This is a genomic window from Legionella saoudiensis (assembly GCF_001465875.1).
GTDB classification, from domain to species: Bacteria; Pseudomonadota; Gammaproteobacteria; order Legionellales; family Legionellaceae; genus Legionella; species Legionella saoudiensis.
The window spans coordinates 145,975-158,196 of sequence record NZ_LN901323.1 but is presented as its reverse complement, the minus strand read 5'-3'; the positions used below and the strand labels follow the sequence as shown (position 1 = coordinate 158,196).

Below are 12,222 nucleotides of genomic sequence, written 5' to 3'. Positions count from 1 at the left end.
TTATAACTTAGATAAGGTTGCTAGATACTCTTGTTCATCCGGCGGGAAATTATTTTTTTGAGCGCGCCATAAGCATTCAGCTAATTGCTCCATCATTAAATGTTCTACCGTTAAAGGATCCGCGTATTTTTTTAATAAAAGCTGATAAATAGCATTAATTCCCGCGGGACGGTCAGTGGCTATTTGCTCGCGAATTCCCAAGTGCAATCCCATATGTAAAAAGGGGTTAGTTTCCCCAAGCTCAGGATAATAAGTTTGCTGTTGAAACTTATTCTGATTTTCAAGCGTCTTATGATACTCAGGATGTGCCAAAATAACCTGTACAATTTCATCCTCTAAAGGCGTCAAAGGCTTTTTCTGCAGATATTTTTCCCAACTGTTAAAAAACATTTGTCGGGTTTCTTGAATGGTATCGCCGTAAAACATAATGCTATAACCGTGATGAAAAATCCGAGTGTAACGGAATAAAAACAGAACAACAATGATTGTTTGTAGAAGAGCTATCGCTGGTGATCAGGCCATTTGTCCCATTTCATGCAAATAATTGTATTGTTTTTGGCAAATAAGTTGACACTAATCGGTGCTTGTGAGATATTCACCCTGCGAGGTTGGACTTGCTATGTGTCATTCCACTGGGTCAATTGGCGACACACTGATTGGCCCTTTCTACTTTACTGCCGTTCTAATAATTCTAAAATCAGTTTTATCCCATCAGCACCTAATTTAATACCAATGGTCATCATCAAGAAACCACTAATTAATTCAATGCCTTTCCATACAGTATCTCTGGCTAAAACGTCTGAAAAATATCGCGCCGTAAAGGTTAATGAACTAAACCAGACGAAGCTGGAAGTAATTACCCCCATTAAGAAATAAAGTTGTTGGTCAGGATATTCACTGCTGCCTCCACCGATGATGACAAGGGAATCGATAATTGCATGCGGATTTAATAGACTAAAACCGAGCGCTAAAAAAATGATTTGGGTTTTATTATGCGGTTGCAGCGTATGCTCCGTTGTTTTTTGCGGTTCAACAAAGGCATTTTTTAAGGCCTTCAATGCGTAGAATAATAAGAATGCACACCCAAAAAACATCATCCACACCTGTAAAATAGGGCGTAGTGAAAGTAACTCATGCAATCCCGTAATACTGGCGCAAATTAAAATCAAATCGCAGATAAAACATATTACCGCCGAAAGCAGCGCATGGTTTTTACGGACCCCTTGTTTGATTAGGAAAACATTTTGAGGACCCAAGGCGATAATTAAAGATAAGCCCAAAAGTAGGCCATTAAGGTATACAAACATAGTAAAACGAATTAAATAAACAGGAAGATCGCGATTATAACATTGCAACTTGTCCGTTGTAGAGTATAAAATGCGTCGGTTATTCTATCTCCTTATGAGAAGCGTGCAAAATAAGAACAAATAGGAGGGGGCGTGGGCTCTTTGTTACTAAGAAAGCTAACTGTTGCTGCAACTGCGGCAGTGTTAGGTATGATGGGTCAATTATTACAAGCTGAAACTGTGACTGCTTCGCAGAAGTTATCGGTTATTGATGGTTATTACCCTGCTTATCCACCTACTGCTCCAGCTGAAGGTGTTCAACAAGAATTAGTTAAGAAAGGGGAATACCTTTCTAAGATGGGCGATTGTATTTCCTGCCATACCAATGTGCACGCAGGAACACCTGCTTATGCCGGTGGCCTACCTATAGAAACGCCTTTTGGTACCTTCTATAGCCCTAACATTACTCCAGATAAAGAAACGGGTATCGGTAAGTGGACAGAAGAAGATTTTATTCGCGCCTTGAAAGATGGGCATAACCCTAAGGGTGAAAACTTCTTCCCCGTGTTCCCCTACTACTATTTTTCTCTGGTTACTAAGGAAGATGCTCGTGCCTTATATGCTTATTTTATGAGTATTCCGGCCGTGCATCAAAAAAATAAGTCCTTACCATTCCCGTTCAATGTTCCAGGCTCCCGTCTTGCGTTAACCGGATGGAACTTATTGTTCTTCTATCCGGAAAATCATGAATTTGTCTATGATAAAACCCAGTCCCCAGAGTGGAACCGCGGTAGATATATTGTGGATGGCTTAGGTCACTGCAGCATGTGTCATACCCCATTAAATCCATTTGGAGCTCCTAAAAATAAATATTACTTAACGGGTACGTTTATTGACGGTTATTGGGCTCCTAACATTACCAAGTATGGGTTGGAATCAGCAACGCATGAAGAGGTAGCTGACGTCTTTAAAAAGAATCAGCTGATTAATAATGCAGGCCCTGTGGCTGGACCTATGGCTGAAGTAAATCATAACAGTCTGATGTACTTGACTGATGCCGATAGAATGGCGATTGCGACCTATCTTAAAACTGTAGATACAAAAGATCCACTAGGCGTACCACCTTCTAACGCAGCGCCAACTCTCGAACGAGGCAAGAAGGTTTATTTGTCTGCTTGTGTGATTTGTCACCAAAATGGTGAAATGGGCGCGCCACTTTTGGGTGATGCCTCAAACTGGTATTCACGGTTGAAGACGAGTGGTTTAACTGGCTTGTATCGCCGTGCAATTCATGGATATAACTCCATGCCGGTTAAAGGTGCTTGCGTTACCTGTTCAGATAATGATGTCATTTCTGCAGTAGATTACCTCCTTAATGAATCACTAACGCGTGCAGAATTAGCCGATCTAAAATCTGGTGGCACTACGAAGTATCCAGCTAACGGTGCGGATATTTACAATGAAAACTGTGCGACTTGCCATAACGAAGGCAAAAATGGGGCTCCTAAAATTGGTGATAAAGCTGCATGGAAGCCATTAATCGCTAAGAATATGGATGTATTGATTGAAAATACCATGAATGGGAAAAATCATCCTCAAAATGGTGGATGTAAACAATGTACTGGCGGCGAAGTAATTGAAGCCATTAAGTACATGATCAGTAAATCTAAAACTGAAGGTAATTATTCATTGTGGTAGAAATGAACTCGTGAAAGGGCTTACTGCTTAATCTCTGCCGGCATCTCGCGAGGGGTCGGCGTTTAGAGGGTTAACTTAATAGCAGTAGGTACATTACCGGAGTAGGTATTAAATTGCCAGGCTTGCTTGGCTTCTTGACAAGATGAGGAATTGGGATGTTAAACAGACCTATCTGTAGATTAATAGCAATGCTTGGGGCATTGATAGTTGGTCAGCCAGTTTTTGCTACTGCAGCAAACAATTGGCAGTTAAATATGAGTCAGGGTGTGACCCCTATTAGTCGGGATGTATACAACCTGCATATGGTGTGTATGGCGGTTTGTGCCGTTATCGGGGTTGTGGTATTTGGTGTGATGATTTATTCATTAGTTCATCACCGTAAATCCAAAGGCTATAAAGCTGCTTCATTCCATGACAATCCAAGACTTGAGCTTATTTGGTCAATCATTCCGTTTTTAATTCTTGTCGGATTAGCGATACCTGCGACGCGAGTTTTAATTCGTATGGATGACACCAAGCAATCGGAAATTACGGTTAAGATTGTTGGCTACCAATGGCGTTGGCAGTATGAATATTTGGATCAAGGCATTAGTTATTTCAGTACTTTGTCAACACCCTTAGCGCAAATCCAAAACAAGCAAGATAAAAGTGAGTGGTATCTTTTAGAAGTTGATAAGCCACTTGTGGTGCCCGTGCATAAAAAAATTCGTTTTCTAGTTACCTCCAATGACGTAATTCATTCTTGGTGGGTTCCTGACTTAGGAATTAAACGTGATGCCATCCCTGGATTTATGTATGAGGCATGGGCAACCATTGAGAAACCGGGTGTATATCGTGGTCAATGTGCCGAGCTTTGTGGCATCAATCATGCCTTTATGCCAATAGTTGTCGAAGCGGTGAGCCAAGCGGATTTTGATAAGTGGGTCGCTGCGCAAACCTTAAAACAAGACAAATACGCAAGTGAAGAGGCGCAACCAGCCTCCCAAAAAGTGATGCAGCGTGATGAGCTTCTAACCTTAGGAAAGCATAAGTACGAGCAATTATGTGCTGCCTGCCATCGTGATGATGGAAAAGGCTTACCACCAATGTATCCAGCGCTTAAAGGCAGCTCGGTAGCTGTAGGTAATCCTATTTCACGCCACATTGAAATTATTTTAAATGGTGTTCCAGGCTCTGCAATGCAAGCGTATAAAGACCAATTAAGCGATGATGAAATCGCAGCAATTGCAACCTACGAGCGTAATGCTTGGGGCAACAATACAAACGATGTTATCCAACCTGCAGAAGTAGCTGCAGTTCGGCAGAATGCGAATAAACAACCAACCATGGTGAATAAAGTTAACGCTGGAGGTTTAAAATGAGTTATACGATAGCGCATGACGATGATCATCACGATGATCATGGCCCTGAGCAGGGTAAAGGTGTATTGGGATTTATAAAGCGCTGGCTTTTTACCACAAACCATAAAGATATTGGTACTCTTTATCTGTGGTTAGCGTTATTCAGCTTTTTCGTTGCCGGGGGAATGGCTTTAATTATTCGCGCGGAATTATTTCAACCTGGTCATCGGTTTGTTGATCCGAACTTTTTTAACCAAATGACTACCTTGCATGGATTGGTGATGTTGTTTGGTGTGGTGATGCCAGCATTTACGGGGATGGCAAACTGGCAAATTCCCATGATGATTGGTGCGCCAGATATGGCTTTACCGCGGTTGAACAACTGGAGCTTCTGGATTTTACCATTCGCCTTCGCGTTGTTATTCTCTACTATGTTTCATGCAGGCGGTGGACCGAACTTTGGTTGGACTATGTATGCACCGTTATCCACTAAATATGCTCCACCAAGCACCGATTTCATGATTTTCTCCATTCATATGATGGGACTATCATCGATTATGGGTTCGATTAATATTATTGCCACCATCTTAAACCTACGTGCTCCTGGCATGACCCTGATGAAGATGCCAATGTTCGTATGGACCTGGTTGATCACTGCATTCTTATTGATTGCTATTATGCCGGTATTAGCGGGTGCGGTTACCATGATGTTGGCAGATCGCCACTTCGGTACCAGCTTCTTTAGTGCTGCAGGGGGTGGAGATCCAATATTATTCCAGCACGTATTCTGGTTCTTCGGGCATCCAGAGGTTTATGTATTGATTTTACCTGCTTTTGGCGTTATTTCTGAAATTATTCCTACCTTCAGTCGTAAGCCATTGTTTGGTTATCACTTCATGGTTTATGCAACCGTAAGTATTGCCGTGTTGTCATTTATTGTTTGGGCTCACCATATGTTTACCTCCGGGATTCCTTTGGGGGCAGAACTATTTTTCATGTACACGACCATGTTAATTGCCGTACCGACAGGTATTAAGGTCTTTAACTGGGTAAGTACCATGTTTAAAGGAGCAATGACCTTTGAAACTCCAATGTTATTTGCCTTAGCCTTTGTGTTTTTATTTACTATCGGCGGATTTACTGGTCTGATGTTGGCGCTAGTTCCTGCGGATTATCAATATCAGGACAGTTATTTTGTGGTGGCGCATTTCCATTACGTCCTAGTCCCTGGGGCTATCTTTTCGCTGGTGGGTGCTGCTTATTATTGGTTGCCAAAGTGGACTGGGCACATGTATAACGAGTGTCTTGGTAAATGGCATTTCTGGCTATCAGTAATTTCGGTTAACTTGGCATTCTTCCCAATGCATTTCTTAGGTTTAGCGGGTATGCCTCGCCGAATCCCTGATTACGCCTTACAGTTTACCAACTTTAATATGATGGCAACTGTGGGCGCCTTTATTTTTGGATTCTCACAATTACTGTTTTTATACAACATTATTGCAACAGTAAGAAAGAAAGGTACGAAGAAGGATCTAGCGACTTCACAAGTTTGGGAAGGAGCACAAGGCTTAGAGTGGACCTTACCTTCACCTCCACCATACCATACATTTACAACTCCGCCTCAGTTGAATGTATAGTTTTATAGAGTAAAAGTTGTATGAGTAATGAACGTAATCATCGTAAGTTACTGATGATTTTGACCGCAGTTGTATTAGGCATGTTTGCTTTTGGTTTTGCACTAGTGCCTATATACAACAGCCTATGTCAGACCTTAGGGATTAATGGCAAAATTAAATCAGAAGCAGTGGCTTATGATGCGGCTACGGCAAAAATTTCTAAAGATCGAGAAGTTTTAGTCGAGTTTGTCGCAACGAATAATAGTGCCGTTCCTTGGGCTTTTTATCCTAAGACTCGGAAAATAAAAGTACATCCAGGCGAAATTGCTAAACTGGATTTTTATGCGGAAAATAAAACGGATCATCCAATGACCGTGCAGGCAATTCCTAGCGTAACTCCTGGGATTGCAGCGAAATATTTGAAAAAGACTGAATGTTTTTGTTTTGCACGGCAAACATTGAATGGGCATGAGGCAATGAATATGCCCCTATTATTTCACCTGGATATAGATTTACCCGAAAAGATAAATACGGTTACGTTGTCATATACTTTATTTGATGTGACGGATAGAGAATAGTTATTCGCGAAATTTAAAATAAAAACGGCCGTCATTGCGTTACCCTATTTGCAATGGCGAACAAAAGTAGTGCTGTACTTATTGCACACCAGTTATAACGAATTATTGATACAGGAGACGTAGATAGAATGGGAGCACACGGTACTTATTATGTCCCCAAGCCCAGTCACTGGCCTTTGGTTGGATCATGCGGATTAACCACTTTTTTGGTGGGTGCAGCGTCCTGGCTTCATCATGACTGGTATGGACCATACATCTTTACCTTAGGTTTGGCGATTATCATTGGCATGCTATTTGGTTGGTTTGGCCAGGTTATTTATGAAAATAACAAAGGTGTTTATGACCTGCAGGTTGATAAATCCTATCGCTGGGGTATGTGCTGGTTTATCTTTTCAGAAGTATGCTTCTTCGGCGCATTTTTCGGAGCGTTATTTTATGCGCGTATCTGGGTTATCCCCTTGCTTGGTGGGGAAGTTCATCCTATAACCAATTATACCTTATGGCCTAATTTTACTGCGGCCTGGCCATTGCTGCAAAATCCAGACAATCAATTATTTACTGGTGCTCATGAAGCCATGGGAGCATGGGGTTTAGCTGCCATCAACACGCTGATTCTTTTAACTTCGGGAGTAACGATTACCTGGGCGCATTGGGCTTTAAAACTAAACAAGCGTAGACAACTTTTAGTAGGCATGTCCTTAACGATTGCTTTGGGTATCCTGTTCTTAATTTGCCAAGCGTACGAGTACCATGAAGCGTATACGCATCTGAACCTAACTTTATCCTCAGGCATTTATGGCACGACATTCTTTATGCTTACGGGTTTCCACGGTTTGCATGTGACTTTAGGTACCATCATGCTAATTGTTATCACCGTACGTTGTAAACGCGGTCACTTCACCCCAGAGCGCCACTTCGCATTCGAAGGTGTGGCTTGGTATTGGCACTTCGTTGACGTAGTATGGTTATTCCTCTTTATTTTTGTTTATTGGTTATAATAAGACTAGGCTGGGCAAATTAGCCCAGCTTACACTCTCATCAGGGTTTCCCTGGTACAACTCCAGCTTCTAATCGAGCCACCCAAATCAGCACGCACAATACCAAACCAATGAAAACCAGTCCAATACCCACATACTCAGGAGAGGTATAACCAAATCCTGCGGCAATAGGTAATCCCCCCAAATATGCCCCTAAAGTATTTCCCATATTCGAACTAGCCTGCACCATTGATGATGCGAGCATTTCCGCACCACGCGCAGCCTGAATCATTAACATTTGCATTGCCGGAACTACGGCAAAAGCAACGGTGCCGGTAACAAAGGTTATCACCAATGCGGCTAGCTTATGCTCTGCAACCATTGCAACTGTTAGCAGACAAAGCATCATGAGGAAGAGCATAATTCCAGTAACTCGTAAGGGGGATAAGCGGTCAGCAAGGCGTCCTCCCAGTAGGTTACCAAGGGCCATACCACTACCTGCAAGCATCATGATGAAGGTAACCATATCATCGGGAAACAAAGTCACATCAGTCATTAAGGGCGCAATATAACTGATCCAAGCGAATAAGCCCCCTGTTCCAATTGCTGAAATACCAATAATAAGCCATATTTCCAGGTCCTTAAAAATTGCCAAGCTTTGACGAAAATCGAAAGATTGGTGGAGAACTACATTGGGTAGCCATTTGAAAATAGAAAATAAGGTGCCCAACCCAAATGAAGCAACAATAAAGTAGGCGATGCGCCAACTGCAATGGTGGCCAATAAAGGTGCCTAGAGGCACGCCAATAATATTAGCAAGGGTAAGCCCGGTAAACATAATCGCAACGGCACTAGCACCTTTTCCTGGCTTTGCTAGCTGGGTTGCAACGACGGCCCCCACCCCAAAAAAAGCACCATGAGGTAACCCGGCCATAAATCGGGTGACTAAAAGTAAGGAAAAAGTTGGCGCCATAGAAAACAAGACATTAAATACAACAAATAATAACATCAATAAAGCCAGAAACTTTTTCGGCGGATAATTTTTGGCAAGTGCAATCATCAAGGGAGCACCAATCACCACACCAAAGGCGTAAATCGCGATAAGATATCCTGCACTAGGGATAGATATAGACAGTGAGTTAGCGACATCAGGCAAAATACCCATCATTAAATATTCTGTCATTCCAATACTAAAACCGCCAAGTGCCAATGGCAGTAAACTTTTAAGCCAGTCTAAATTTGATTGATTTGCTACTGATACATTCATTGGACTAATTTTCCGGCGCTATATATGTATATAAGCGTAACTTTACCTTGTTTTAAAGGATTAATGAAATGCAGATCTAGGATTTACTTTATAAGCGTGTATTAATGAGTAAACCAGGCTGGAATTGAATTTCTTCAATATTCATTTGATAAATAAAATGAAGTTTGGAAAAGGTAATTCCTTGGATGCTCGCATGACCACGAAAGAATTTACCATGAAATGATACATGCGTCTCTTTTTCAAAATAATGATTGCTCTTTAGCTCCAATTCACTATCAGAAAGGCTGAGCATTTGACACATATAATCTTCCTGACCTAATTTTACCACAACAAAAACGGGCTCTACCGGTTGAATCAACACATCAATCTCCATGATTGTGCGAAGCAAATGATCACAACTTATATTTATAGTTTAGTTCAAATAACGCTAAGCATGTATTGCTGATGACAATTGTTATTGCGTGTTGATGCGTTCCATAGGTACAAAAAGGAGTTCAATTGATATTTTTGGACTCTCTATGTATAATATTTGTATGGTTAATCGGAAGCTACGTTGACCATTAGGTTGCCTAGAGTTTATCTATGTAGCTAAGAGAACTACGGTATGCAAGCATCTGATGAAGTCCTAAAAGAACAATTCCATAAGTTAAACCAGCAATTTCAATATTTCAAAAAAAACAATAAACATACTGCAGATTTTGAACAGCAATTTATAGAGTTGGTTAACTTCTATGAGAAGGAAAATGGGGAACATACAGATAAGTCTTATGAGCAAGCATATAAATTGCTCGTACTATTCGGACGTAAAGATTTAAAAACAATGACGGATTCCCTTAAGCGATATACTAAAAACTTCAATTTTAAAGATAAAGAAAATTACTTAGATGAAATAGTGAATTTCAATCTACCTGTTTGTCCCGATAATCTTGATTTACAAGCTTGGCGGGTAAACATCATGAAAAAAGGTCCTAAGGCAGCAAAGTTATTTGATTATGCTGCGGTGATTCAACATATGCTTGGCCACACACCGAAAACTTTTGAGGAAATAAAAAAAGCGGTGGTGCAAGTAAATTATGCTCGGTTTCAAGAAAATCCGGAACTTGCTGAATTATGTTTTGAGCATGCACTTGGTGAAGACGTGTTTCATCGGGCACTAGAATATACACCGAATCCGGATAAGCTTCCTGATGTGGTAATCAGAGGTACGGGGAATGATGAGAATTATTATTTGGTAAAATTATCCTACGACGACCCCCGTGCTTATGTGCTTGGTAAAATTGTAAATTGTTGTCAATACGTAGGAGGAGAAGGGGAGCTTCCTACTCGCTCAGGAATCCAGTACGATACCAACGGATTTTATGTTTTACTGAAAAGCAAAAAAAATAATGAGCAAGAAGCGCCGCTTACAGATAAGGGCATAAATTATGAAAAATTTAATATCGTTGGTCAGGGATTAGCCTGGCTTAATGACGGGGATAATCTCACTATTGATAGTTGGGAAAATTTACGTGATACAGATAACCCAGTTGCCGTACGGCTGTTAAAGGAGTTTGGGCAACAGGTTGTCAATACCAATTCTCATATCATGCGCGTTACTGTTGGCAGTGGTAGTAAAACCCCACCAGAATGTGGGGAAATAGTTCCTTTTGCTGAAAGCATGTTAAATGGGAAGCAATATAATGATTCATGGCAGCAAAGACTTATAGCTTTAGATCAAAACGAGGTTGAGCGTATTAAGAAGGAATTAAGTAATGCGCCTTTTCGGCATCAAGCAGAAAAAAAATTTAAAAATCTACAAAAACCAGAAGAGAATAATTACATCTTCAAGCCTAAATTTTTAGATTGGCAGGGCAATTTTCTAGATACCTATGTTTTTAATGAAAATTTTTATTCTTCAGCCGAATATCCCCAATGGGTAAAAGGCGTCTTTGAAAATCCTAAAGCGTTGAAGGCTTTAACTACCCTGCTTTCGGATAAGCAAAGCTATGCTAAGTTTTGTGATTATTTAGCCAAGCGGGGTCCTGTAGTTTGGAAATCTCTAGACATGCTGGTAAAAAACGGCTTTGATCTGGAAGACATTTTTGAACAACAATTTAGAGGTATTTCTACTCCTAATGTTGCTGATATTGCTCTGCCATTAGTTGAATTAAAACAAAATGGCGTACTGAACCATCCTATGTTTAAACGTAGGGGGATGTTTGAAGATTATCTGCGACTTTTTTCCGAGATAAATACCTCTAAGCATCTAAAAAATTCCTCAGAAACACCGAGAGCATTAAGTAGCGCATTAATTGCCTTACATAAGACTGAGAAATTATTTCAAGATAAATATATAAAGGTGTTATTCAGCTCTCAGAACTATGAGGCTTGTGCCCAGGGAATGATACGACTGGAAAAGGCAAATCTTCTCGACAAGTATTTTGAATTAATAGATAAAAATACTGCTCGTGACGTTATGTGGGCAGTAGGTAATTTACATGAATACAATATTCTGGATAAATGCGAGCAAGTTATTAGGAATTGTACTCAAAACAAACATTTTGCGATGAGTAATGCTTTAATCAAATTACATAATCATGGTTTATTAGATGCCTATCTTCCATATCTTGAGCAGTACTCAGATAAAGCCAATCTTGTTAGAGTTTGTAATGTACTGGTTAATCTACACCAAGCTCCGGAAAAAGCAATTTTAAGCGAGGATTTACAAGTTTTTAATAACCCCAATCTGATTCATGCCTTTAAGGAGCTGCAACGTAGTGGTATTTTAACAGATAAGATTCAACAATTAATTTTATTTAATCCCGAGCATTGCAAAAGTATTACTGAAGATTTGATTCTTATACAAAATAATCCTGAAACTAACCAATTAAAACACCCTGAGTTAGTCGATTTATATAAGCATTTAATTTCTAGCAACACTGAGCTGGGCAGCATGAAACAAGAGGCCCTTGATGCGATCCTTGCTAATATCAACACTAAACTTAACGTAAATGACCTGATAGAACGTACACACAGAATACAATCAGAAGCTCAGGTTCAGGTTGCAGAATTAACTGTGGAGGAGCCTGAGTCTAACCGCACTCATTTCTTTGCTAACCTTTGGCAAAAGATCAAAAATGTTATAAGTAAGTTCGCTGCTTTTTTTACCTCTTCCTCTACGGATAATGATGGACCAGCGCCAACGGAGTCAGTCCAAGAAGCTCAGGAGGTAAAAATAGCGTGCAGTTATTCGCGGATGGCGAGGCGTATTCCGGCGAATGAGGCAGGCACTGCGGAAATACCGCAGCCGAGGAATAATACCCCTACGACAGAAGCAATAACAGAGGTAACCAGTATGGAGAACAATGCTAATGCTCTAGAACAAGACGCAGACCAGCCTGAATCGCCACGAATCCAAACTTTCTTATAGGATCTCATAAGCGTTCATAAGGCTGTAATTGATAACTTTACTGCCTTATGA

At 40.6% G+C, this 12,222-nt stretch carries 10 protein-coding genes; 6 read left to right on the top strand and 4 right to left on the bottom strand.

The annotated features are described in order from the left end of the window. The gene (locus BN3124_RS07145) at window positions 1–426 is read right to left on the bottom strand and encodes a DUF1841 family protein (RefSeq protein WP_058534112.1); all 426 of its coding nucleotides are present in this window, start codon (window positions 424–426) and stop codon (window positions 1–3) included. A gap of 245 nt (window positions 427–671) precedes the next feature. Beyond that, window positions 672–1,307 (bottom strand): LysE/ArgO family amino acid transporter, encoded by a 636-nt coding sequence (locus BN3124_RS07140; protein ID WP_058534486.1) that lies wholly within the window; start codon window positions 1,305–1,307, stop codon window positions 672–674. A 132-nt stretch (window positions 1,308–1,439) separates the two neighbouring features. Here BN3124_RS07140 and BN3124_RS07135 point away from each other — a divergent pair, with 132 nt between their 5' ends. The 5 genes from BN3124_RS07135 (at window position 1,440) to BN3124_RS07115 (ending at window position 7,516) form a co-directional block, all read left to right on the top strand. Then, window positions 1,440–2,984, top strand: a complete 1,545-nt coding sequence (locus tag BN3124_RS07135) for a c-type cytochrome (RefSeq protein WP_058534111.1) — start codon at window positions 1,440–1,442, stop codon at window positions 2,982–2,984. 155 nt (window positions 2,985–3,139) lie between these two features. Continuing rightward, window positions 3,140–4,345, top strand: a complete 1,206-nt coding sequence (gene coxB / locus BN3124_RS07130; RefSeq protein ID WP_058534110.1) for a cytochrome c oxidase subunit II — start codon at window positions 3,140–3,142, stop codon at window positions 4,343–4,345. Further along, on the top strand, window positions 4,342–5,961 hold the full coding sequence (gene ctaD / locus BN3124_RS07125) for a cytochrome c oxidase subunit I (RefSeq protein ID WP_058534109.1): 1,620 nt from the start codon (window positions 4,342–4,344) through the stop codon (window positions 5,959–5,961). The genes coxB and ctaD overlap by 4 nt, the downstream gene beginning before the upstream one ends. Before the next feature lie 20 nt (window positions 5,962–5,981). Beyond that, window positions 5,982–6,518: a cytochrome c oxidase assembly protein gene (locus BN3124_RS07120; protein ID WP_058534108.1), complete on the top strand. Its 537-nt coding sequence runs from the start codon at window positions 5,982–5,984 to the stop codon at window positions 6,516–6,518. Window positions 6,519–6,646: 128 nt separating this feature from the next. Next, a complete protein-coding gene (locus BN3124_RS07115; protein WP_058534107.1) occupies window positions 6,647–7,516 on the top strand; it encodes a cytochrome c oxidase subunit 3 in 870 nt (289 codons plus the stop codon). A gap of 40 nt (window positions 7,517–7,556) precedes the next feature. On the opposite strand, the gene BN3124_RS07110 is transcribed toward BN3124_RS07115, so the two are convergent. Together BN3124_RS07110 and BN3124_RS07105 are read right to left on the bottom strand one after the other, a co-directional pair. Further along, window positions 7,557–8,762: an MFS transporter gene (locus BN3124_RS07110; protein ID WP_058534106.1), complete on the bottom strand. Its 1,206-nt coding sequence runs from the start codon at window positions 8,760–8,762 to the stop codon at window positions 7,557–7,559. Between the two features lie 88 nt (window positions 8,763–8,850). Further along, on the bottom strand, window positions 8,851–9,123 hold the full coding sequence (locus BN3124_RS07105) for a hypothetical protein (protein ID WP_058534105.1): 273 nt from the start codon (window positions 9,121–9,123) through the stop codon (window positions 8,851–8,853). A gap of 243 nt (window positions 9,124–9,366) precedes the next feature. Between BN3124_RS07105 and BN3124_RS07100 the strand changes: the two genes are divergently transcribed. Further along, window positions 9,367–12,171 carry a hypothetical protein gene (locus BN3124_RS07100; RefSeq protein ID WP_058534104.1) on the top strand — a complete coding sequence of 935 codons (2,805 nt, stop codon included), beginning with the start codon at window positions 9,367–9,369 and terminating at the stop codon, window positions 12,169–12,171. Window positions 12,172–12,222: the final 51 nt, after the last annotated feature.

Excerpts from the sequence above, each read along its gene's own strand:
- BN3124_RS07145 (WP_058534112.1), bottom strand. The coding sequence starts at position 426 with ATGTTTTACGGCGATACCATTCAAGAAACCCGACAAATGTTTTTTAAC.
- BN3124_RS07140 (WP_058534486.1), bottom strand. The coding sequence starts at position 1,307 with ATGTTTGTATACCTTAATGGCCTACTTTTGGGCTTATCTTTAATTATC.
- coxB (WP_058534110.1), top strand. The coding sequence starts at position 3,140 with ATGTTAAACAGACCTATCTGTAGATTAATAGCAATGCTTGGGGCATTG.
- ctaD (WP_058534109.1), top strand. The coding sequence starts at position 4,342 with ATGAGTTATACGATAGCGCATGACGATGATCATCACGATGATCATGGC.
- BN3124_RS07120 (WP_058534108.1), top strand. The coding sequence starts at position 5,982 with ATGAGTAATGAACGTAATCATCGTAAGTTACTGATGATTTTGACCGCA.
- BN3124_RS07115 (WP_058534107.1), top strand. The coding sequence starts at position 6,647 with ATGGGAGCACACGGTACTTATTATGTCCCCAAGCCCAGTCACTGGCCT.
- BN3124_RS07110 (WP_058534106.1), bottom strand. The coding sequence starts at position 8,762 with ATGAATGTATCAGTAGCAAATCAATCAAATTTAGACTGGCTTAAAAGT.
- BN3124_RS07100 (WP_058534104.1), top strand. The coding sequence starts at position 9,367 with ATGCAAGCATCTGATGAAGTCCTAAAAGAACAATTCCATAAGTTAAAC.